The organism is Streptosporangium sp. CA-115845 (genome assembly GCF_050943795.1).
In the GTDB taxonomy this organism is placed as follows: domain Bacteria; phylum Actinomycetota; class Actinomycetes; order Streptosporangiales; family Streptosporangiaceae; genus Streptosporangium.
Genome location: NZ_CP191988.1, coordinates 6,431,675 through 6,452,729 on the forward strand (window position 1 = coordinate 6,431,675; position 21,055 = coordinate 6,452,729).

23 protein-coding genes and 1 pseudogene are annotated in these 21,055 nt (G+C 66.9%); 10 read left to right on the forward strand and 14 right to left on the reverse strand.

Annotated features, from left to right (window positions below; translation table 11 throughout):
- Positions 1–167: 167 nt before the first annotated feature.
- Positions 168–782 carry a DUF6461 domain-containing protein gene (locus ACQP0P_RS31020; RefSeq protein ID WP_433361283.1) on the reverse strand — a complete coding sequence of 205 codons (615 nt, stop codon included), beginning with the start codon at positions 780–782 and terminating at the stop codon, positions 168–170.
- Positions 783–855: 73 nt separating this feature from the next.
- Complete coding sequence (locus ACQP0P_RS31025; protein WP_433361286.1) at positions 856–3,306, reverse strand: AAA family ATPase; 2,451 nt, start codon at positions 3,304–3,306, stop codon at positions 856–858.
- A gap of 343 nt (positions 3,307–3,649) precedes the next feature.
- On the opposite strand from ACQP0P_RS31025, the gene ACQP0P_RS31030 reads away from it, so the two are divergent.
- From ACQP0P_RS31030 to ACQP0P_RS31045, 4 genes are all read left to right on the forward strand, one after another.
- Entirely contained in the window at positions 3,650–4,180 is a 531-nt protein-coding gene (locus ACQP0P_RS31030; protein WP_433361289.1) for an EF-hand domain-containing protein, read from the forward strand.
- Between the two features lie 50 nt (positions 4,181–4,230).
- Complete coding sequence (locus ACQP0P_RS31035) at positions 4,231–5,316, forward strand: isocitrate/isopropylmalate family dehydrogenase (protein WP_433361292.1); 1,086 nt, start codon at positions 4,231–4,233, stop codon at positions 5,314–5,316.
- Positions 5,317–5,419: 103 nt separating this feature from the next.
- Positions 5,420–6,043: a cysteine hydrolase family protein gene (locus tag ACQP0P_RS31040; protein WP_433361295.1), complete on the forward strand. Its 624-nt coding sequence runs from the start codon at positions 5,420–5,422 to the stop codon at positions 6,041–6,043.
- Complete coding sequence (locus ACQP0P_RS31045) at positions 6,013–6,894, forward strand: class I SAM-dependent methyltransferase (RefSeq protein ID WP_433361298.1); 882 nt, start codon at positions 6,013–6,015, stop codon at positions 6,892–6,894. The genes ACQP0P_RS31040 and ACQP0P_RS31045 overlap by 31 nt, the downstream gene beginning before the upstream one ends.
- A gap of 185 nt (positions 6,895–7,079) precedes the next feature.
- Here ACQP0P_RS31045 and ACQP0P_RS31050 read toward each other — a convergent pair whose 3' ends face one another.
- The 5 genes from ACQP0P_RS31050 to ACQP0P_RS31070 all read right to left on the reverse strand — a co-directional run bounded on the left by ACQP0P_RS31050 (position 7,080) and on the right by ACQP0P_RS31070 (position 9,073).
- Positions 7,080–7,268: a hypothetical protein gene (locus ACQP0P_RS31050; RefSeq protein WP_433361301.1), complete on the reverse strand. Its 189-nt coding sequence runs from the start codon at positions 7,266–7,268 to the stop codon at positions 7,080–7,082.
- 82 nt (positions 7,269–7,350) lie between these two features.
- On the reverse strand, positions 7,351–7,635 hold the full coding sequence (locus tag ACQP0P_RS31055) for a hypothetical protein (protein WP_355556750.1): 285 nt from the start codon (positions 7,633–7,635) through the stop codon (positions 7,351–7,353).
- 273 nt (positions 7,636–7,908) lie between these two features.
- Positions 7,909–8,091, reverse strand: coding sequence for a hypothetical protein (locus ACQP0P_RS31060; protein WP_433361305.1), 183 nt, complete (start codon positions 8,089–8,091; stop codon positions 7,909–7,911).
- A 47-nt stretch (positions 8,092–8,138) separates the two neighbouring features.
- A complete protein-coding gene (locus ACQP0P_RS31065; protein ID WP_433361308.1) occupies positions 8,139–8,513 on the reverse strand; it encodes an ADP-ribosylation/crystallin J1 in 375 nt (124 codons plus the stop codon).
- 122 nt (positions 8,514–8,635) lie between these two features.
- Entirely contained in the window at positions 8,636–9,073 is a 438-nt protein-coding gene (locus ACQP0P_RS31070; protein ID WP_433361311.1) for a MerR family transcriptional regulator, read from the reverse strand.
- Positions 9,074–9,168: 95 nt separating this feature from the next.
- Between ACQP0P_RS31070 and ACQP0P_RS31075 the strand changes: the two genes are divergently transcribed.
- Together ACQP0P_RS31075 and ACQP0P_RS31080 are read left to right on the forward strand one after the other, a co-directional pair.
- Positions 9,169–10,218 carry an aldo/keto reductase gene (locus ACQP0P_RS31075; RefSeq protein ID WP_433361314.1) on the forward strand — a complete coding sequence of 350 codons (1,050 nt, stop codon included), beginning with the start codon at positions 9,169–9,171 and terminating at the stop codon, positions 10,216–10,218.
- Positions 10,219–10,270: 52 nt separating this feature from the next.
- The gene (locus ACQP0P_RS31080; protein WP_433361317.1) at positions 10,271–10,573 is read left to right on the forward strand and encodes an SDR family NAD(P)-dependent oxidoreductase; all 303 of its coding nucleotides are present in this window, start codon (positions 10,271–10,273) and stop codon (positions 10,571–10,573) included.
- On the opposite strand, the gene ACQP0P_RS31085 is transcribed toward ACQP0P_RS31080, so the two are convergent.
- The 5 genes and pseudogenes from ACQP0P_RS31085 to ACQP0P_RS31105 form a co-directional block, all read right to left on the reverse strand.
- Positions 10,566–11,885, reverse strand: a complete 1,320-nt coding sequence (locus tag ACQP0P_RS31085; protein ID WP_433381647.1) for an IS256 family transposase — start codon at positions 11,883–11,885, stop codon at positions 10,566–10,568. The genes ACQP0P_RS31080 and ACQP0P_RS31085 overlap by 8 nt on opposite strands.
- Positions 11,886–12,211: 326 nt before the next feature.
- Positions 12,212–13,246, reverse strand: a pseudogene (locus tag ACQP0P_RS31090) (IS1634 family transposase); the annotation flags it as partial.
- Positions 13,247–13,367: 121 nt separating this feature from the next.
- Positions 13,368–14,036 carry an RloB family protein gene (locus ACQP0P_RS31095; protein ID WP_433361320.1) on the reverse strand — a complete coding sequence of 223 codons (669 nt, stop codon included), beginning with the start codon at positions 14,034–14,036 and terminating at the stop codon, positions 13,368–13,370.
- Positions 14,036–15,271 (reverse strand): AAA family ATPase, encoded by a 1,236-nt coding sequence (locus ACQP0P_RS31100; protein ID WP_433361323.1) that lies wholly within the window; start codon positions 15,269–15,271, stop codon positions 14,036–14,038. Before ACQP0P_RS31100 ends, ACQP0P_RS31095 begins: the two co-directional genes overlap by 1 nt.
- A gap of 178 nt (positions 15,272–15,449) precedes the next feature.
- On the reverse strand, positions 15,450–16,001 hold the full coding sequence (locus ACQP0P_RS31105; RefSeq protein ID WP_433361325.1) for a flavoprotein: 552 nt from the start codon (positions 15,999–16,001) through the stop codon (positions 15,450–15,452).
- Positions 16,002–16,113: 112 nt separating this feature from the next.
- On the opposite strand from ACQP0P_RS31105, the gene ACQP0P_RS31110 reads away from it, so the two are divergent.
- From ACQP0P_RS31110 to ACQP0P_RS31125, 4 genes are all read left to right on the forward strand, one after another.
- A complete protein-coding gene (locus ACQP0P_RS31110) occupies positions 16,114–17,364 on the forward strand; it encodes a helix-turn-helix domain-containing protein (protein ID WP_433361328.1) in 1,251 nt (416 codons plus the stop codon).
- A gap of 104 nt (positions 17,365–17,468) precedes the next feature.
- Positions 17,469–18,026 carry a Panacea domain-containing protein gene (locus ACQP0P_RS31115; protein ID WP_433361331.1) on the forward strand — a complete coding sequence of 186 codons (558 nt, stop codon included), beginning with the start codon at positions 17,469–17,471 and terminating at the stop codon, positions 18,024–18,026.
- Positions 18,027–18,102: 76 nt separating this feature from the next.
- A complete protein-coding gene (locus ACQP0P_RS31120; RefSeq protein ID WP_433361334.1) occupies positions 18,103–18,324 on the forward strand; it encodes a hypothetical protein in 222 nt (73 codons plus the stop codon).
- 276 nt (positions 18,325–18,600) lie between these two features.
- Entirely contained in the window at positions 18,601–19,776 is a 1,176-nt protein-coding gene (locus ACQP0P_RS31125; RefSeq protein WP_433361337.1) for a macrolide family glycosyltransferase, read from the forward strand.
- Positions 19,777–20,005: 229 nt separating this feature from the next.
- Here ACQP0P_RS31125 and ACQP0P_RS31130 read toward each other — a convergent pair whose 3' ends face one another.
- On the reverse strand, positions 20,006–20,383 hold the full coding sequence (locus tag ACQP0P_RS31130) for a VOC family protein (RefSeq protein WP_433361340.1): 378 nt from the start codon (positions 20,381–20,383) through the stop codon (positions 20,006–20,008).
- A gap of 129 nt (positions 20,384–20,512) precedes the next feature.
- On the reverse strand, positions 20,513–20,923 hold the full coding sequence (locus tag ACQP0P_RS31135) for an SgcJ/EcaC family oxidoreductase (RefSeq protein ID WP_433361343.1): 411 nt from the start codon (positions 20,921–20,923) through the stop codon (positions 20,513–20,515).
- Positions 20,924–21,055: the final 132 nt, after the last annotated feature.

Here is a 21,055-nt window from a genome sequence, read left to right on the forward strand (position 1 = left end):
AGCCACACACCCTGGGTGAGCTTCGAATCCGATGGACTGCCACAAGAAAATCCATGCCCGCACGACGTCGCACCTCGGAATCGGAGCCGTCCGTCGGCACCCAGGCATCATCCATGCGAGCTACCGGCCGTATCCCACCGGGCTACTTCGATCACCACGAGCAGCCGTCAACGCGTGCGCGGGATAACGAAGCGCTCGTGCGGGGAATCCAGCCAGGCCTCGTGGATCTCCTCACCGGTCACCCGGCCCGCCAGGACAAACGCCGACGAGATGCTCTCCTCGATCGACTCGCCGTACTCGTCCAGCTCGAACCTCAGTCCGTTCATGAAGGGATCCAGCGCGGTCATATCCGTCCCGGTGCGGTGTTCGGGGAGGATGAAGGAGAGCCTCACCGCCACAGTGCCGTTCACCGCGTAGTGGATTTCCTCGTTACCGCCGATGTCCCAGCTCACGCTCAGGGCCCGGCGGCCGTCCTCGGAGAGTCGCATGAGGTTTTCGTCGAGTATGACGTCACAACCCGCCACCTGGAGGATCAGAGCCCATGCACCGGCTTGCCCGGCCAGGATCACGCCGTCACCGTACTGAATGTCCAGGTCGTCGCAGACCCCGGCGAGGGTGCACATACGGGCAGAGCCGAGGTCGGCACCGAGCAGGGCGGCGATCGACCGCGGATCCCGGCCCTCGCACCAGAGGACGGCGAACTGCTCGAATGGGCTGGTCTCGTCGTCGTATTGCTCGACGTGCGCGAGAAGCAGGTCGTACAACCGCGTATCAGAGCTCACGAGTTCTCTTTCCGCCGACATCGGCAAATCGTAGTGGCCGAAGTCGTGCCGCTCGCACTCGATGCCTACTCCTCTAAAGAGAGTCGAGGCGGGTCATCTCGTCCGGTGAGAGCCGCAGGGCGCCGGCGGCCACGTTGTCGGTCAGGTGGTCGGGATCGCCGGTGCCGGGAATGGCCAGCACATGTGGCCCACGCTCTTCCACGAACAGCCACGCGTCCAGCGCACGCGGCATGGCCGACGGCGGCGAAGGCTCCATGCTGTGCAGCACGCCCAGCCGCTGGGTGGCGCGGGTCAGGGCGACGTACAGGTTGTTGAGCCCGCGTGGCGACTCGGCCACGATCAGGCCCGGCTCGACCACCAGCACCTCGTCGAACTCCAGGCCCTTGGCCTGCCTGACGTTCAGCACGACGACGGGGCTGGGCGCACCGGGGTCCTCACCGACGGACGCTTCCGGCACCTCCGCCGCGATCGCGAGGCCGAGCGGTTCCAGCAGCGAGTCCGGCGTGATGACCGCCAGCCGCCGATCGGTCAGCCCGGCGGCCTCGATCGCGACGGCCTCGATCAGCCGGTCGACGAGCTCCTCCGGCGGCACGCGGAGCCCCCAGGGCTCGACGCCGCTCTCCCGTACCGAGACGGGCGCCTCAAGGCCGGCGTCGATCTTTGCCAGCACATCGGCGGCGACGGCCATGATCTCAGCCGGCACCCGGTAGTTCCGGGTGAGGTTCTCAAGCCGCCAGCGCCCCTTGACGTAGGGGTCGAGCACCCGCCCCCACGACAGGGTGCCTGCCGGATCGCCGCTCTGCGCCGGGTCGCCGACGACGGTCATCGACCTGGCCGGGCATCTGCGCATCAGCAACCGCCAGGCCATCTCCGACAACTCCTGCGCCTCGTCAACGATCACGTGGCCGAACGTCCAGGTCCGGTCGGCCGCCGCGCGCTCGGCCGAGGTGCGGTGGTCCGCCTCCTGGTGCCGCTCGGCGAGCGTGTCCGCGTCGACCAGGTCGTTGACCGTGAGTATCTCGGCCTCCTGGTCCTCCTCCAGGTCGGTGGCCCGCGACCCCATCGCGACGTCCAGCACGCCCTGGGCGTAGGAGACCCGCTCGCGCCGTTCGTACTCCTGCCGGATCCGCTCCGCCCAGCTGTCCTCGCCGAGCAGTTCGGCCGCCTCGTCCAGCAGCGGCACATCGGCGGGCGACCAGCCGCCGCCGGGTTCCCGCAGCAGCAGCGCCCGATCCTCGGAGGTGAACCCCGGCGCCGCCGAGGCGATGCGGTCCGGGGAGCCGAACAGATCCGTGAGCAGTCGCTGCGGCGTCAGGCCGGGCCACAACTCGTCGAGTGCGGCCAGGACCGCCTCGTCGGTGAGCATCTCCCGGCGGATGCTCTCCACCTGGTCGTCGTCCAGCAGGAGCTCACCGTCGAACGGATCGGTGCCGACGCGTTCGGCGTACTGCTCGGCGAGAGCTCCGCTGATCTCCCGGACCACGAGCGGCCTGGCCGGGTTGTGCGGGGACAGCGAACCTCGCGCCAGGTCGCGCGCCCGCTCGCAGGTCCGCCGGTCCAGGCGCAGCGTCTGTCTCTCGTACTCCACCTCCAGGTGGTCCTCCGGCACCCACTCGCGGTCGCGTACGGCGGCGGCGACCACCTCGGCCATCGCCGACCGGCCCTTCACCTCGGCGATCTCGGGCGTCTCCTCGCGTTCCGCGGTCACCCCGGGATACAGCCCGCCGATGGTCGACAGGAGCACGCTCGTCTCGCCCAGCGCGGGAAGCACGTTCCCGACGTAGCGCAGGAACGTGGCGTTCGGTCCGATGACCAGCACCACCCGCCGTGCCAGCTGCTGCCGGCGGGTGTAGAGCAGGTAGGCCGCGCGGTGCAGCGCCACCGCGGTCTTTCCCGTCCCCGGTCCCCCCTGCACGACGAGCACTCCGGTGTACTCGGACCGGATGACGCGGTCCTGCTCGGCCTGGATCGTCTGGACGATGTCGGTCATCCGGCCGGTCCGGCCGGCGTTCAGGGCGGCCAGCAGGGCGGCCTCGCCCGCCAGCCCCTCGTGCCTGGCCCCCGCCGCGGATTCGAGGTCGAGCAACTCGTCATGGATCTCGATCACCGTGCGATCGCGGCCCTTGATGTGCCGGCGCAGCCGGACGCCCTCCGAGGTGACCGCGGTGGCGAGGTAGAACGGGCGGGCGGCCGGTGCCCGCCAGTCGATGAGCAGCGGGGCCGTCTCCTCGTCGTCCCCGGCGTCGTCGAGCATGCCCATCCTGCCGATGTGACGGCGTTCGCCGTCGAGCATGTCGAGCCGCCCGAAGCACAGGCCGTGTTCGGCCGCGTTGAGCTGGGCGAGGCGTTCGGTGTAGGCGGCGTGCGCGGCGTCCCTCTCGACACGTGCCTGCGCGTTGCCGCCGTGCGTCGCGAGCACCCGCGTCAGCCGTTCGGTGACGTGTTCGCGGAGTTCGTCGAGCCGGCCGTAGAGCATCGACACGTACTCCTGCTCCGCACGCAGCGCCTCGCTTGACAACAGCACTCCTCGTGATATAATTAACCGACAGATGTGTATTTTCTGCATCATGGACGATCAGTAGCGTAGCTCTCGTCAGCGCGCCCGTCCAACCTCTCCCGCGCTCGCCGCCGAGCGGCGCCCCTTTCCCGCGACCACGCATGGACGACCAGTCGGGACGGTCAAACAAATGGCTTGAGTAATTAGGCTATTTAATGCTTGGTCGCATTTATTCCATTAATCGCATTTAGCCTCTTTGACGGCAAATCACGCCGCAGATGCGCGAGTCATGACTCGACATAATCGTGTACAGTCGGGGCCACGATTTCATCACTCATTTCGAGTGGCGACCAAAGAAAGGTAATGGAATATGCAGAAAGCGGCCATCGATCGGGTAAAGCTTATTTTCGTCCTGCTCGACGCGGACGGCACCGGCTACCTCGAATCCGAGGACTTCGAACTCATGGCTGCGCGTGTCGTCGCGGCGGCCCCTGACTCCGACGACGCGGCCAAAACCGCCATGCTCGCCGCCTTCCGCCGTTATTGGATGACTCTCGCCGCGGAACTGGACGCCAACGACGACAACCGCATCAGCTTCGAGGAGTACACCGCCTGCGTCCTCTCCCCGGAGCGTTTCGACGGGGCGATCACCGACTTCGCCGAGGCGCTGGCCGCGCTGGGCGACCCGGACGGCGACGGTCTCATCGAGCGGCGTGTCTTCGTGGCGCTCATGACGGCCATCGGCTTCGAGCGCGCGAACATCGACGCCCTCTTCGACGCGTTCGGGCCATCGGACGCCGACCAGATCATGGTCTCGGTCTGGGCCACCGGCATCAAGGACTACTACAGCCCGGAGAAGACCGGAATTCCCGGCGATCACCTGGTCGGCAGGCCGATCTGAGCGGAATCACGGCAGCCTGACATATCCGGCCTTCGACGTAAGGAGTACGCGTGGAACCAGTCATCGGACTTGCCGTCGGCCGGGGAACGGGCCCCGAACTCGCGACGGTCTTCGAGCGGGTGCTGACCGGAATCACCGACGGGTATTCGGCCGGAATCACTGTTACCCGGTCGAAACGGATTTACCACTCCTATTTCTCGTTGAAGGCCGACCCCAGGATCGAGCGGATTCGCGAACTCACCCGGGAGGACGCCGACCACTACGCGGAGTTCTGCCGCACCCGGGCCGCTCTCGACGTCCCCGCCGTCTTCCGTACCGCGATCAACGCCCAGTCGCTCTACCTGGTCCGCCAGCGCCTGCAGGCGGTGAAGGTCGACGTCATCGCCACCCCGGACGCGTCACTGCTGCTGGTCCGGGATCAGGCTCAGGGCTTCTACACCGGGGAGAACACCCACGTCCCGGGCGCGCTCATCCGCACCATGACGTTCAGCCGGGAACTCACCGAGAAGATCATCGCCTTCGCCGTACGACGTGCGCGGCGGGAGTGGCCGGACGGCGGAGCCGACCAGATCGTCATGGCGTACAAGTTCCACCTGCTCGACGGGGCCCTCGACGAGTGGGTGGCCGAGAGCGCCGCGCGGCACGGCGTCGAGATCCACCTGTTCCAGCCTGACACGGTGAACCGCAACCTGATCGAGCATGGCCCGCACCCTCGCACGGTGATCATTGCGGGCAACGAGTGGGCCGACATCATGCACGTGGTCCTGCTGGACCGCTTCGGTTCCGAACGCCAGGAGAACCGCTGCACCGAGAACGTCTATCTACATCCCGACGTGGCCGGACTGGTCGAGTACCAGACCGTGCACGGCTCCGCCGACGACCTGGCGGGAACGGACACGGTCAACCCGGTGGCGACCGTACGCGCCGCGGCGATGATCGCCGAGCGGCACGCGGGCTGCGCCGGGGCGGTGCGGATGGTGGAGCGCGGCCTCGAATCACTCGGCCACCAGGGCATCGGCACCCCGGATCTGGGCGGACGGCACTCGACCACCGCCATGGTGGATGCGCTGCTCGACGTGCTGGAGCCCGCCGGACAGCCTGCCGTCAACGCCCCCGGTCTGAAGGCTGGAGCTTGATCCGCATTGACCAGCCCCAGCCATCGCGATGTGGAGGTGCGAACCAGATGGCTATGTTGAACACACTCCGGCAGATCGGCTCCGGGGTGCTTCCTGAATTCACATGACCACCGCACTGGTCGTCGTGGACCTGCAGAACGACTTCTGTGTCGGGCCGACCGCCCGCGCCCGGTACTCCGGCGCCCCCGCGACCCTGGAGGCCGTCGCGACGAACACCTCGCTGGCCGTCGACCGGGCGCGGGCCCGCGGCATGGAGGTGGTCTTCGTCCGGTTCGTCGGCGACGCCGAACACCAGGGTCCGAGCTGGCGGCGCCGGGACCGCGTACAGAACAAACCGCTCAAGTGCCTGGAAGGCTCGTGGGGTGCGGAGTTCCATCGGGTGTCACCCCTGCCGGAGGAGCGCGTCTTCACCAAGCAAGCGTGCTTCGACGCCTTCCTCAGCGCCGGGTTCGAGCAGCACCTCGTCCGTCGCGGCATCGGGCGGCTCGTGTTCGCGGGCCTGTACACCGACGTCTGCGTGGACTCCACCGCCCGGACCGCGTTCCAGAAGGGCCTCCACATCACGGTGCTGACCGACTGCACCGTCAGCCGACACCTGCCGGACGCGGACATCCTGCGCTTCATGGCCGTTCTCTACGGCGCTCACCTCACCACCGGTGACCGCCCGTGGGCGCCCCCAGCCGGAGAGGAGGACGCGTGCCAGGTGTCGAAGGCGGCGTCGGCCTGACCGCCCTCATGGTCGCCGCCGCGCGGGCGATCGAGACCCACCGGCCCGACGCCCTGGCCGCCGACGCCTACGCCGAGCACTTCGTGCGCGCCGCCAAAGCGTCCGCGGCCTGGCCGGTCCGCCCGGCGGAGGTGCCGGACGGGGACGCCAACCCCCTGTGGGGCAGGCTGGGGCGCTATTTCGGTCTGCGCACCCGAGTCCTCGACGACTTCCTCACCCGCTCGGTCCACGCGGGCGCCCGGCAGGTCGTGCTGCTCGGCGCGGGCCTCGACACCCGGGCCTTCCGGCTCGGCTGGCCGGCGGAGCGGGTCGTCTACGAGATCGACCGCGACGGCGTCCTGGCGTTCAAACACCAGGTGCTCGACGGTCTCGCCGCCATCCCGACGGCCACCCGCCGCCCGATCGCGACCGACCTGCGCGAGGACTGGGCCCGGTCGCTGCTGAGCACGGGCTTCGACCCGGCCGTACCGACCGCCTGGCTGGCCGAGGGCCTGCTGCTCTATCTCCCGTCAACCGCCGAGCGGCGTCTCATCGACACCGTGGACCACCTGAGCGCCGAGGGAAGCACCCTGGCCTTCGAGGTCAAGCTCGGGGTGGAGTCTCCGGAGATTCGCGCCAACCCCGTCTACGTCGCGACCAGACAGCAGATCGGCGTCGACCTGCTCGCCCTGTTCGACGGGGAGCCGCGCCCCGACTCCGCCGGCCACCTGCGGGAGTTGGGCTGGTCCACCGAGACCCACACCCCCTTCGACTTCACCCGCCACCACGGTCGCGGGCCACTGCCTGAGCCGAACGACGCCCTGGCAGGCAACCGCTGGATATTCGCCAACAAACCCGGCATGTACCGCTGATCGGCTTCTCGGCGGTAACCGCCTGATGTCACACGCTGGTGTCCGGGCTACGGAGGGGCGACTCTCTTTTGATTCGAGGTGAGGAACGCCTCCGTACCGAGCTTGGGAACGGCCGTGGAGCCGGGACCTGCGGCGTGAGCCCCGGTCATAGCCACCGGCCCCGAGGTCAGGAAGGCAGGCGGCGATCAGGGAAGACCGGTGCCCCAGGTCACGCGGGAAGTCCGCACGTCGAAGGTGACGGGGTATGGCGCTGACGTGCTTCCCAAGGGATCGCCGTACACGTCATCGATAGCACGGATGCGCTCGTGCACGCTGCCGGGATCGGCGAACTGCTCGGAAGCCTTGTCCAGCAGCGGATGGCTGATCGTGTCCAAGGGAGTCTGCCCGGATGGTACGGGCAGCTTCAGGTCGTTGCGGAGGACACGCAGTGTGGGGCGGACACGATGCATGGAGATGTCATTCCTCCCAGTCGCCGGTGCCACCGAGTTCGTTGATGCGTTCGGGCGACAGGCCGGTGAGCAGGGACACATTGGAGGACAGGGAGCCGTCCAGGACCTTCATCGACTCGATCATCCCGCGGCGGATCTGTTCGCGCTGCTGGTCCAGGTAGACGCGGACGGCGGCGGCGACCAGGTCTTTCTTGGTCATCCCGAGGAAGTGGGCTCCCTGGGAGATCAGCTCGTCGGTTGCCGGGTCGACTTTCAGCGGTGATTGCCGCTTGGCCGGGTGAGGCATCGTCATGGCTTCCCCCTTTCGCTTCCATGGTACCCAGGTACCTCAAGGTGAACAATCACCAGAGAACCAGCGAGTGGATGCCAGGTTGGCGTCTGAAGAAGATCCCGCGCCGGCCGCATCTGATTGACGCCTCAACAGAACCGGCTCCTCTCTCAAGGTCGAAGAGCTGACATAAAGGGATTGCCTGGTGCGAACCTGACCGATGTCCTCGTGAAAGATGACATCCGGGATTCTCTCGGCTCCTCACGTCAATGCCTCCGCCATCTCGGGAGTCCGTGATCAGTCCCAGAAGTTGAACATCGCCTCGCCAACCGTTGCGGGTTCCAGCTCATTCGCCATGAGCTCGGAAAGGTCAGCGCGAGCCATCGGCAGAACCAGCTCTGCCTCGCTCAACAGCTGGTACGGCCCACACTCACCGAATCCCCGCTCGCCAACCGGATCGTCCAGAAACGACACCGGCATGCCGTTCTCACTCCCACACCGAGCAGGTGCGAGAACCGGAAGAAGTGTCACGATCCTGCCGCAGCCCGCCCGAACTCGTGGACGACCTCGATCACACCCACGATGTGGTCGTTGAACTCCGCCAACTCCTCGGCGGGCACCCACAACTCCAGGATGTCCATGCCGCCCGCCTGCCGGACCGGATAGCGAGCGACGAAGTCACTGTCGACCTGGAACCGGGTGACGTAACCGACCCCGGAGTGCGGGACGTTCCAGTCTCGGGCGATCTTCACCGCGTACGCCTCGTTGAGCACCGGATAGAAGATCGGCTGCTCCGGCAGCCGCGGCGGCCACCTGCGCCACCCCGACCGGCGCACCAAGTCCAACTCCTCCGGCCCGGTCGGCCTCCAGAGCGTGGTGAACCCCACCGGCCGCATCGACATGATCCCCTCCCTCTGGCGGCCATTCTCGTCAGACGAACCCAACGGAAGCGAACCGTTTCCTTAGCGGAGGTGTGCTCCTGATCCGTACTCCCACCCTCAACTCGCGGAGGTGACACACCGCGCTAATCCTGCTCTTGCTGCTCGGACAGTGACGACGCGTCGCATCCCTGCCTGGCGGGGCCATGTTCGAGGTGGTCTTCGTACACCCCGACCTTAAACGTGATCAGGTCCAGGCACCGGGTCAGCTTGTCCATCTGGGCGAGCACGTGCTCCCGGTGCCGGCGCAGCAGCGCGAGCCGTTCTTCCTCGGTGCCGGAACCCTGCCTGACGAGGTCGGTGTACTGGCGGATCTCGGGGAGGGGCATGCCGGAGGCACGGAGAATGACGCAGAGCCGCAGCCACTCCACGTCGTCCTCGCTGTAGAGACGACGTCTGCCGGGTCCACGGCCTACGGGATTGGCCAGGACGCCTTCACGCTCGTAGAAGCGCAGCGTATGCACACTCAAACCGGTGCGTTCGGCGACCTGTCCGATGCTCAGATCCTGTTCGGCTTTCGGCATGCCCTTCACAGTAGGGGCTTGCCCTAGAGCCGACTCTAGAACCTAGAGTACGCCGCATGATCACCCCGGTCCGCGACCACTAAGGGAGTTTGACCATGCACTACCGCGTTCTCGGTGGTACCGGCATCGAAGTGAGTGCCCACTGCCTCGGAACCATGATGTTCGGCGCTGTCGGCAACCCCGACCACGACGAGTGTGCCCGCATCATCCACACAGCCCTCGATCAGGGGATCAACTTCGTCGACACCGCGGACATGTACTCGGCGGGCGAGTCGGAGGAGATCGTGGGAAAGGCGTTGCGCGGCCGTCGTGACGACGTCGTGCTCGCCACCAAGGTGCACTTCCAGATGGGCGAGGGCCCGAATCGCAGCGGTAACTCCCGGCGCTGGATCATCAAGGAGGTCGAGGAGAGCCTCAGGCGCCTGCGCACCGACTGGATCGACCTCTACCAGATTCATCGCCCCGACCACACGACCGACATCGAGGAGACGCTCAGCACGCTGAGCGACCTCGTGCACCAGGGCAAGATCCGCGCCTTCGGCTGCTCCACATTCCCGGCCGAGGAGATCGTCGAGGCGCATCACGTCGCCGAGCGCCGCGGCCTGCTGCGCTTCAGGACCGAGCAGCCGCCGTACTCGCTGCTGGCCAGGGGCATCGAGACCTCCGTACTGCCGGTCTGCCAGCGGTTGGGGATGGGGGTGCTGACCTGGAGCCCGCTGGCCTCGGGCTTTCTGACCGGCAAGTACCGCAAAGGCCGGCCCATCGATCTCACCACCGGTCGTGCGGCACTGACACCGGCGCGCTTCGATCCCTCGCTTCCGGCGAACGCCACCAAGCTGGACATCGTCGAACAGCTCGTGGAGGTCGCGGACGGCATCGGCTGCTCGCTGCCCGAACTGGCCGTGGCCTTCAGCGTGGCACATCCCGGCGTCACCTCGGTGATCGTAGGGCCGCGAACGATGAACCAGCTGGAGACGCTGCTGAAGGGCGCCTCACTCACCCTCGACGACGCGACCCTTGACCGGATCGACGAAATCGTGCCGCCCGGGACCAACGCCTACCAGCCGGACGGTGCCTGGCGCCCGCCGGTGCTGGCCGACACCGCCCGCCGCCGCCGCCCGCTCACGAACCGTTCCGCGGCCTAGACCGACTCCTCGCACCCGGTGCGAGGACGTCGAGGCGCTGTGAAGCGCCGCGGTGGACGCGCTCGGCGGGGTCGACCTGTGGATCAACAACGCCGACGTCGCCCACACCACCCTCCCCATCATCGAGACCACACCTGACGACGTCCGCGCGATGGTCACCACGAACATGCTCGGCACCGTGTACGACACCCAGGTCGCCGTCCGCGGCATGCTCGCCCAAGGCGGCGGCCAGGTCTTCAACATTCTCGGCGGCGGCAGCGACGGCAGTATCCCCTGCGTTCCGCGAGCTTGTCACCTGAAGTGTGTAAAGGCCCTTCTTGGTAGATGGAGAGCCTTCTTTACCTGTTTTACTTGATCCTTCCCGGATAGGCGATGTCGAGTTCGATGAGTGCTTCACGCCAGCCGATGGTGCGTTGACCTTCGATGAGACGTGCGGTGCTGGGCGAGTTCTTGATCTTGCCGGTTTTCTCCTTGTGGGCTGCGCGTTCGCGGGCGCGTTTGTCCTCGATGTTGATGATGGCCAGCCAGAGGAGTTTGACCACGGCGTCGTCGCCGGGGAAGTGTCCCCGGGCCTTGGTGACCTTGCGCAGTTGATAGTTCAGGGACTCGATGCCGTTGGTGGTGTAGAGCAGTCGGCGCACTCCGGGGGTGAAGGCGAAGAACGGGGTGAAGCGGTCCCAGGCGGCTTCGAACACGCGGCCCGCCTGCGGGTACCTCTCGCCCCAGATGGAGGCGATGAAGTCGGCCAGGGCCTCGAAGGCCGCCTCCGCGCTGGGCGCGGTGTAGATCTTCTTCAGCTCGGCGGCCACGGCGGCCCGGTCGCGGCGGGCCACCGGCCGCAGTGCGTTTCTGATCAAGTGCACGACGCAGGTCTGCACGATGGTGTAAGGGAAGGCGGCGTGGATGGCGTCTTCGAAGCCGTTCAGGCCGTCGGTGCAGGCGATGAGGATGTCGCGCACGCCGCGGTTGCGCAGGTCGGTCATGACCGCGCTCCAGAACCGGGCGGACTCGCCGGCGGTGGCGTGGTCGAGCGGGGTCTTGGCGAGCCAGATGCCCAGCACGTGTTTGTCGCCGTCGGTGTCGATGCCGACCGCGAGGTAGGCGGGTTTAGCCTGCACCGTGTGGTTGTCGCGCACTTTGACCACGATGGCGTCCAGGAACACCACCGGATAGACCGCCTCCAAGGGCCGGGCCTGCCAGGTGCGGACCTCCTCCAGCACGGCGTCGGTGATGTTGGAGATCGCCTCATGCGATAGTTCGACCTCATAGATCTGGCGCAGGTGGTGCTGGATGTCGCGCACGCTCATGCCGTGCGCGTACAGGCTGATGATCATGTCGTCCAGGCCGCCGGAGACACGCCCGGCCCGCTTGGGCACCAGCACCGGCTCGAAGGTGCCGGCCCGGTCCCGCGGCACGGCCAGCCGCACCGGGCCGACGCCGGTTTGCACGGTCTTGCCGATCCTGCCGTTGCGGGAGTTACCCGTCCCGTTGCCGGCCGGATCGTGCTTGCCATAGCCCAGATGCGTCGACAGCTCGGCCTCCAGCGCGCGTTCCAGCACCGCCTTGACCAGCTCGCCCAGCATCGAGCCCTCGCCGGTCAGCCGCAGCCCGCCCGCTCCGTCACGCGAGCGCGTCAGCAGCAGGTCCAGCACCTGATCGCCGAGCAGCTCCCGCAGTGGCACCTCGCCTTCGAGCAGGGGTTTTTTCCCCGCCGTGACGAGCAGCCCGTGCCGGGCCTCCCGTCTGCTCGTGGTCGAATGTGGTGGTCAGAGCCGATGTTCCCCGTGTGTTCGTCATGATTGACGCTCCCCCCGAAGCGTTAAGATGATCTACCTTGACCATCTACCCATAGTGATCACTTCCACACTTAGAGTGATAACCCCCGTTCCGCAGATGTGTAGCGAGAAAAACACATGAATCTGGGTGTTGAGCTGTGGAAACGTCTGCGGGCATGCTGATGCGGCGTGTCACTAGGCGCAGGTGTTGTGCCTGGTCAGGCGTCTGCGGCGGGGGCTGCATCGACGATCTTCTTCGGGATCGGAATGTCGAGTTTGGCCAGGATGTCGCGCTGGGGCTTGATCAGCTCGGCGCGCTGGCGGAAGGTGCCCGTCGGGCCGGTGAAGGTGGCCACGGTGAGGAGGCCGAACTCGTCGCGGATGCGGTTCCAGGTGACGCCGGTGGTGGTCTCGATGATGCGGATCAGCAGCAGCGCCAGCCAGCACAAGATGACGTGCGCGCGGATGCGTTCCTCCAGCCGGTGATAGACCGGGCGCAGGTCGATGACCTGCTTCATGTCCCGCCAGCCCCGCTCGACCTCCAGGAGTTGCTTGTAGCCGATGGCGATGTCCTCGGCCGACAGCTTGGGGTCGGAGCAGCGCAGCAGGTACTTGCCGTCCAGGTTCGCCTCGGTCTTGACCTTCGCGGCGTCGATGCGCAGCAGTCCGTTCGGGGTGGTGCGCAGGTAGCGGTTCAGGCCGGGCTTGGTGGAGATCACGCCGCGCAGCTCGGCGCGTTTGGTGACAGATAGCTGGTCGGTGCCGACGATCACTTCCCCCAGTTGGGTGATCAGGCGCCGGCGGATGGCAGCGTCGCGTATCGCGCCGTCGGGGTTGAAGCAGATCACGAACCGGTCGGCCTCGCCGATGCGCACCTCTTTGACCTTCAGGTTGTCGGCCACGTCCTGGTAGCGGCCCTGGCGGGACAGGGCGGCCTTGGCCTCGGCCGAGCCCGAGCGCAGTCGTTCGCCGATGATGTAGTGGTGGTCGCCTTGGCGCAGGTAGCGGCGGTTGTCGGCGGAGGCGAAGCCGCGATCACCGACCCACACGATCTTGGACAGGGTCCAGTCCCGCATGTCGTCCTTGACCTGGCGGATCAGGGTGGTGTCGGTGGTGTTGCCGGGCCAGGACCAGATGCGGACGGGGATGCCGTCGCGGGTGACGGCCATCCCGATGACGATCTGTGGCAGGTCGTCGCGGTGGTCTTTGGACTTGCCGCGGGCGCGATAGCCCTTCATCAGTGGCTCGTCGCCGTCGCCGTAATTAGCTGCGGAACGCGGGGATGTGCATCCGGGCGCACAGGAACCCTAGGGCCATCGCGGAGACATCGGAAGCTGTGAGGGCAAACGTACGAAGCGGGTAGCAGAAGCGGAGTCAGTACATCGAGATGCCCATGCCCTGCTCCACGAACCGGTAGACGTCGGTATAAGGATCTCTGCTGGGCAGCGCCACGTGCTCGGGGTGTTGGCTGTTCATCACCAGCGCGCGCTTTTTGGCTGCCTCGAACAGGCCCTCGATCTGCTCGGGAACAACATGTTTGATGCCACCCGGCACTTGGTGGAAACTCTGCGGAAGCCTGCCCTCTGCCTGGCCGCAGACGCCGCTGAAGGTACCGCCGGCCGACTTCAGATGCAGCAGTCGCCAGACCTCGAAGCACGGATGAGAGAAGGCGATCTCCACCCCGTGCTGGCTCGCCCGCTTGAGCAGGCCGGTCAGTCCGTTCAGGTCCCTGCCGTCGTGGTCGAAGATGCACCAAACCTGCGTCCGAAGTGACTCCGGCAGCCTGGCCTTGCTGTCCTCCCGCTTCTTCTCCTCCAGCAACGCGATGGCTTGGCTGACGAGGTCGGCCGGCATCCGGTCGGAGCCCGACTTCCGGTCGTTCGCGATGCGGACATTGGCCGGCACCTCCACCAACGCCTTGACTGCTTCGATGTACTTCGGCTCGGTGACCGTGCCCTCGGTGTAGACGAATACGGCGCGCTTGCGGCGGTTTCCTCTCGGTGCGGGGAGAAGAACGTCCTTGCCTTTCGTTCTATTCGCCATCAACGCCGCCCCGCCTCCCGGGCAGCCGTTACTCGCCGGGCGAGCTGTCCCTCCAGCAGATCCGGGACCGCGCCGAACGCTCCTTCGAGATATGACACCGTCAGGTTCTCCTCCTCACCCGGCTCCGCCTCCGTCAGGGCGTACAACCGGGTGGCCCCGCCCTTGTCCTTCTCCGTCAGCCAGACCTGCCCCGGCGCCAACAGACGCTCACCGCTCGGACTGCTCAGCACGGTCGCATCATGCGAGGTGAAGATGAGCTGTGCACCGGCCGGATTGGCATCCGGGTCTGCGAAGACGCGAATGACCTCGGCAGCCATCCGAGAATGCAGGCTGGCGTCCAGCTCATCGATCAGCAACACCGCGCCCTCGTCCAAGGCCAGCAGTATGGGGCCGAGCAACGCGAACCAGGAACGAGTCCCAAAAGACTCATGCTGCCAGTCGAAGGCGACCTCTCCGCCACCGGCCGACCGATGCAACAGCCGGACCGCATGTGACCGTCCCGCCTCCCCTCGCTCAACCTCCGCCCCGGTAATGCCCAGGTCGGCGACCCGCAACAATTCCCGGATCCGCGGGCCATGCTCACCCTCCAACTGGGAGGCGGTGAAACTCTCCCGATCCTGCCGCTCTCCCTCCGGGCCGATAGACCACAGGTTGCGCCGAAACCAGTGGAAGAGCGCGGAAAGCTGCGGATGGTTGTCCGTACCGGCTGTGGAGAGCAACAGCGCGTCGGAACGCGTACGGCGAGCGAGCTGGCCACGGTCGCGGACCCGGTTTCCTGGCCAGCGGTAGGGCTCGGGGCGGGAGGCGTCTCGGTCCAGCCACTCTTGGCGGCGCCCCCGGGGATAGCTGTGCACCCACTCGGACTCGACCCGCTCCGCACCCAACTCGAAGCCGTACGTCCAACGCACCCCGTCGAGAACGACATCGACCTCGAAGAAGGACGGTTCATCCGCACACGCGAGGTCCAGGGCAAACATCTGACGTGGGATACCTCGGAACGAGGCCCAGCGCGCGTAGGAGTCGAGCACGGCGTCACGCATGTCGCACAGGGCCGCGAGGACATTGGACTTGCCCGACGCGTTCGCACCGAAGACACCGACCAGCGGGTAGACCCGTATCGTCCCATCAGCCAGCTCCACCTCGCGGGCGGTGACCGCCTCGGGCGGTGCGACAAACGTCAGCTCCTGCTCATCCCGCAGGGAACGCACATTCGCGGTCCGGAACCTCAGCAGCATGTCGCCCACCTCACAAGGCACAGCGTAGCCGCGAGCAGGATCTTCCATGCCCTACCTCGACACTTGCTGTCGGCACGTGGACATGTGTGACCGTAGCTTCGGCAATGCGCACCGCAGATGTCCACACCACCGGCATGTGGTGGTGGGGTTCACGTCCAGGGAGATGGCATGCGGATGGTCAGGCTTTGCAGACCAAGCGCACTTCCTGAAGCTCTTCGCAAAGCTCGTCCCAGGGGAAGGTGGCTGCTCCGGGCTCGCCCGAGTTGGGGGCGGGGAGCCGTTCCACGTCGAAGATGACCCGCACGCCCCACTCGCGCAGCAGGGCCAGGCTGTTGGCGAAGGCCGGGTGGCGGGCGAGCGCGATGTTGGGCCAGGGCACGGCCACGAGCGGCAGTCCAAGCCCGAGTGCCTCGTTGAGCAGTCCCAGGGCGAGGGTGTCGCTGATGCCCTGAGCCCATTTGTTCATCGTGTTGAAGGTGGCGGGCACCACGGCCATCGCATCAGCCGGGGGGAGGACGTCGGGTTCCTCGGGGCGCTTGTAGTCGCTTCGCACCGGGTACCCGGTGAGCTGCGCAAGCCGCGTCGTGTCGACGAACTTCGTTCCCGACGGCGTTGTGACCACGCAGACGGTCCAGCCCTGCGCCTGGGCATGACCCACGAGACTGGGAAGCTCCGCGGCCGGTCGTCCTCCACACGCGATCACATACAGAACCGGCTTGCCGCTCGTCATGTTCCGCCGCTCTCCTCACTGCAGAAATCACTTAACGCTGTCACCCGATGACGTAGCGACAGGGCTACTGTGAGCCCAGGCGAACACTACGTCCGAGGGCCGAGGTCCTGCCATGGCGACGCAACACAAAGATCCCGGTGAGGTGGACCGGCTCATCGGTCAACGCGTCCGCGCGCTCCGGCTACGCCGAGGGCTCGGACTGCGGGCCTGCGCGGAACTCTGCGGACGCACCGAAGAGTGGCTCCGCCAGGTCGAACGCGGTGAACAACGCCTGGACAAGCTCTCCACACTGGTCGGCCTGGCCCACGTACTCGGAGTCCGCGACCTCGCCCTCATCGTGGAGAACCGCCTGGACGGGCTGACCTGTAACCGCAGCGAGGGCGGCAGACTCCAGCACGAGGCGGTGCCTGCCATCCGGCACGTGCTTTCCACTCCGACCTTCCCCGCCCAGCCGGTCACCGACCTCACGATCGAGATCGGCAGGGTACAGCGCCGGCTGGCGATGGCCTGGTCGGCCTGGCACCGGTCCGCCCGGCCGTACACGGCGCTGGGCATCGTGGCTCCCGGACTGCTGCGAGACACCCTCGGTCTTCACCGGTCGGCGCAGCAATCCGAACGTCCTCAGACCTGGGCGATCCTGGCCGAGGTGTTCCAGTTGGCCCAGCGGTTCCTCTACTGCGTCGGTGAGCCGGAACTCGCGGCCCGTGCCGCTGATCGCGCGATGGTCGCCGCCGAGGAAACCGACGACCGGGTCCTGATCGCGACCTCGGCCTGGACCTCGACCATGGCGGCCCTGGGCCGTAACCAGATCGACGAGGCATGCGAGATCGCCACGACGGCGGCCGACCATCTGCGGCCCGCTCTTGGCACGTCCGGCAATGCGCTGTCCGCGTGGGGCTCCCTTCAGCTGTTCACCGCGATCGCGTACGCGAAAAATCGGCAGACCGCGAACGCCTGGCGGCACTGGGATCTCGCACACCGCGCGGCAGCCACGCTGGGATCCGCCCACCACAACCCGCTGACGATGTTCGGGGAGACGAACGTGGCCATCTACGCCGTCGCCATCGAGGTGGAGGTCGGCTGCTCAGCCGCAGCGGTCGACCGCGCGAAGGCGATCTCGATCTCCACCATCCCCTCGTCAAACCGCCGCGCACAGCACCTCATCGACCTGGCACGCGGCCAACTCCACCACCGCGACCCCGACCAGGCGTTGACGTGCCTGCTGCTGTCCGAACGGCACTCCACGGAAACGATCGCCTTCAGTCCGGTCGCCCGGCAGACCATCACACAGATGATCGAGAAGCAACGCCGCCCCGCACGCCCCCTCCTCGATCTCGCCGTCCGAGCCCGCCTCATCGGGTAGCGACCCCCAACCGCTGGTTGGGTTCTCCGTCCAAGGGCCGCCGTACGGTCAGCGGCATGAAAAAACACCCTCACCACACCGGGCATGAACCGTATCCTGACGCCGTGCCCGCATCAGCTCACGCCATCGCCGCAGCACTCCGCGAGCGACTGCCAGGGTTGGCCATCCAGAAGCTTCACAAGCTCCTCTACTACAGCCAAGGCCACCACCTCGCCATTTTCGGCGTTCCCCTCTTCGGCGACACCATCTCCGCCTGGGACAGAGGGCCCGTCGTCGGCACCCTGTGGCACGACGAGAGGAACGACATCCCCGTCGAAGGAAGCCCTCCCCCGCTGAGCGAGGCCCAACTGAACACGATCGGCTACGTGGTCAGCCGCTACGGTGCCCTCAGCGGTCAGGACCTTGAACACCTCACCCACAGCGAAACGCCCTGGCAGCGGGCCGACGCCATGCGCCGGCCACGCGAAAGCGCCCGCATCGAGACCGAATGGATCGAGGAGTACTTCGCCGGTCCAGGGGCGGACGACTCCGCAGAGGAAGGCGTCGTGCTCGACTCCGCCGAGGTCACCCGGTGGCTTAGCGATGCCCGCGAACGCCTGGCCGATCCGCTGCAGGTTGACGACCTGGACGCGATCCGCGCGAAGTTAGCGGCCCATGAGTAACGGCAGAGCCAGTTGGACACTGGTTGGTTTCATGGAGCGGCTGGAGCTATGAGAGAAGAACGAGCCAGGATCGGCGGTGCTTGATCACCTGCGCTGGACCGTACTCAAGTGGATCATGAGTCGGCACGCTGATCCCTACCAGGGTGTTCGGCGCGATTCCGAGTGCGACAACCTCTGGTTCGGCCACATCCCCGACACTCTCCACGATGGGCAGGTCATCTGCTGCTCCTACTGGATCGAGGAGCGGACTCACACGGTGCGGTGCAACCTCTTCGCGACACTGAGTACACCGGTTTAGCGACTGACCTCAATGATCCGCTCGACCAGTTCGGGCACCCACTCGACGTACTCCACCGTCGTCGTAGGCACAAGCCGCGGCAATAATTCGGTTGGGCGAGGTGGGCGGGTAGGTTAGCCTCTCGCGCGTGATCTATTTTATTCACCTGCGTTCAGCCTGACACGGCGCGACCGCCGGGCCTGCCCGCCATCGGGCGGCCCCTTTTGAGCGACCCTGTCCTTCGGGTCTTCTCCTGCGCGCCGTCGGAACACCTCGTTCGAGAACCGACAGGACATCATGCGTACGCGCGAACACATCGCCATGATCGGCTGTACTGCGCCGAGTCACATCTATCCCTCGCTGGCCGTCATCACCGAACTCGTATCCCGTGGATACCGGGTGAGCTACGCGGTCGGTGAGGCCCTGACCGGGCTGGTGGAACCCACCGGCGCCGAAATCGTCGCCCATCCCTCGCTGCTCCCGACCAGCGAGGCCGACTGGCCGGACGATCCGGCTTCGGCCATGCACGTCTTCCTCGACGAGGCGATCGCGGTGCTGCCGCACCTCATCGACCGCTACGACGACGACCGGCCCGACCTCCTGCTCTATGACATCGGCGGGCTGCCCGCACCCGTGCTGGCCGCACGGTACGGCATCCCCGCCGTGCAGCTTTCCCCCACGCTCGTCGCGTGGGACGGCTACGAGCAGGATCTGGCCGAACACCTCGACGCGATGCGGATGTCGGAGTCGGGCGAGCGCTACTACACGGCGCTCACCGCCTGGCTCCGCGACAACGGCATCGAGCGGGACGCCTGGGACTGGCAGTCACACCCTGACCACGCCCTCTCCCTGATCCCGCGCGCGATGCAGCCCAACGCCGACCGGGTGCCGTCGAATGTCCGGTTCGTGGGGCCGTGCCTTTCTCCCCAGCGGCTGGCAGAGACCGGTTGGACGCCGCCCGGCGATGACAGGCGGGTGCTGCTCGTCTCGTTCGGCACCACCTACAACGACAGGCTCGACATCTACCGGGCGTGTCTCGAAGGTTTCGCCGGTTCGGACTGGCACGTGGTACTCGCGGTGGGCGGATGTGTCGACCCTGTGGATCTCGGTCCGCTCCCGGACGGCTTCGAGGTGCACCGCACCGTGCCGCAGCTGGCCGTACTGGCCGAGGCCTCGGCGTTCATCACCCACGCGGGAATGGGCGGATGCGTCGAGTCGCTGTGGTTCGGCGTGCCGACCGTGGCGATCCCCCAGGCCGTGGACCAGTTCGGCAACGCGGCCATGCTCGAACAACTCGGTGTCGGAAGGCATCTGCCCACCGAGGAGGTCACGTCGGCGGCCTTGCGCTCCACGGTCGAGGAGGTCGCGGGATCAGCGGAGGTGGCCGCCCGCCTGGCGGAGATCCGTGCGGCTGTACGGGCTGACGGCGGCGTCGACCGCGCTGCGCAAGCGGTGGAGTCGTTCCTGAGCTGACCCCTCGTCCTCGCGGGGCAGGCTCCCTGCCCCGCGAGGCTGGTATCACGACAGTGCGGTGACCCGGAACATGTAGCAGCCGAACACCTCCTCAAGGTGCGACAGCTCGGCTCCGCTTCCGTGACCACGTGGCGCCTGCCTCGTCCTTCCCGGTCAGCCGGACCTGCCCCGGCGCCAGTAGGCGCTCACCGCTCGGACCGCTCAGCGCGTCGTACGCGGCACGCCGGGCTCAGCTCCCGATGATCCGCTCGACCAGCTCGGGTACCCACTCGACGTACTCCACCTCCGGCCCGCCGGCGTGCCGGGCGTAGAGGAACCGCCCGGTGGGGCTCGTGCTCATCGCGGTGGTGATCTCGGCGCCGTGCGCCTCCAGGGCGCGGACCTGCTCATCGGGGTCGGAGACGATGACGGTCGCCGAGGCATGGGCGTACCTCGCTCGCTCCTGCTGCGGTCCGGCCACGACGAGGAGGTCGCCGATGGCGGCCAGCTCGACGCCGTCGAAGGCGAACCGCAGGTCGGGTTCGGCCCCGACCATCTCCCGCAACAGGGGCAGAGCGCGGTCGAGGTCGTCGGCCCGCAGACGAGCATAAGTCTTCACGATCGTCACGGTGCTTCTCCCGGTCAGCGGGCCATGAGCATTCGCCCTCGCCACGCTTTCCAGCCCCGAGACGCCCGTGCACCGCTTTCGTGGCCGCGACCCGTGCCCCCGTGGCCGGGTCGACGTCCACGAATCCGGTCATGAGTCGAGCACTCCGGTGTTCTGGCAGGCGGTCAGGCGCCACTGCCCGTCCTCCTTGGACATGACGAACAGCGGGCTGCCCTCGGAGGGACCGTCGGGCGTCCGGTACAGCTGGCGTACCTTGACGGCGGCGACGTCGGGGCGGATGAACAGCACGTGCACCACCTCGAAGGTGACGGTCGAGTCCTTCATCCCGCCGGGGAGCACCTGGTGGGTGAAGACCGAGATCTCATCGCGGCCGATCAGGCGCCTGCCCGCGCTCGTCGTCCAGATCGCATCAGGTCGGAAGAGACCGAGAAACTCCTCGGGGAGTTCGTTGTTCTGGGAGTGCTCAATCGTGGCGACCACCCGCCTGATCGCCTCGATCTCGGTCTCGCGGGTCTGTTCACCGGTTCCTGTCGTGTTCATGCGGACCATGCTGTTACCTCAAGATAACTTGAGGTCAACCCGTCTCTGTGTGGCGGTGCCGCTGCCCGCACACCCCTGGCAGAGCAGAGTGAGAACGTGGGCATCACGCCGGCCGGGTCACCACTTGAGCGA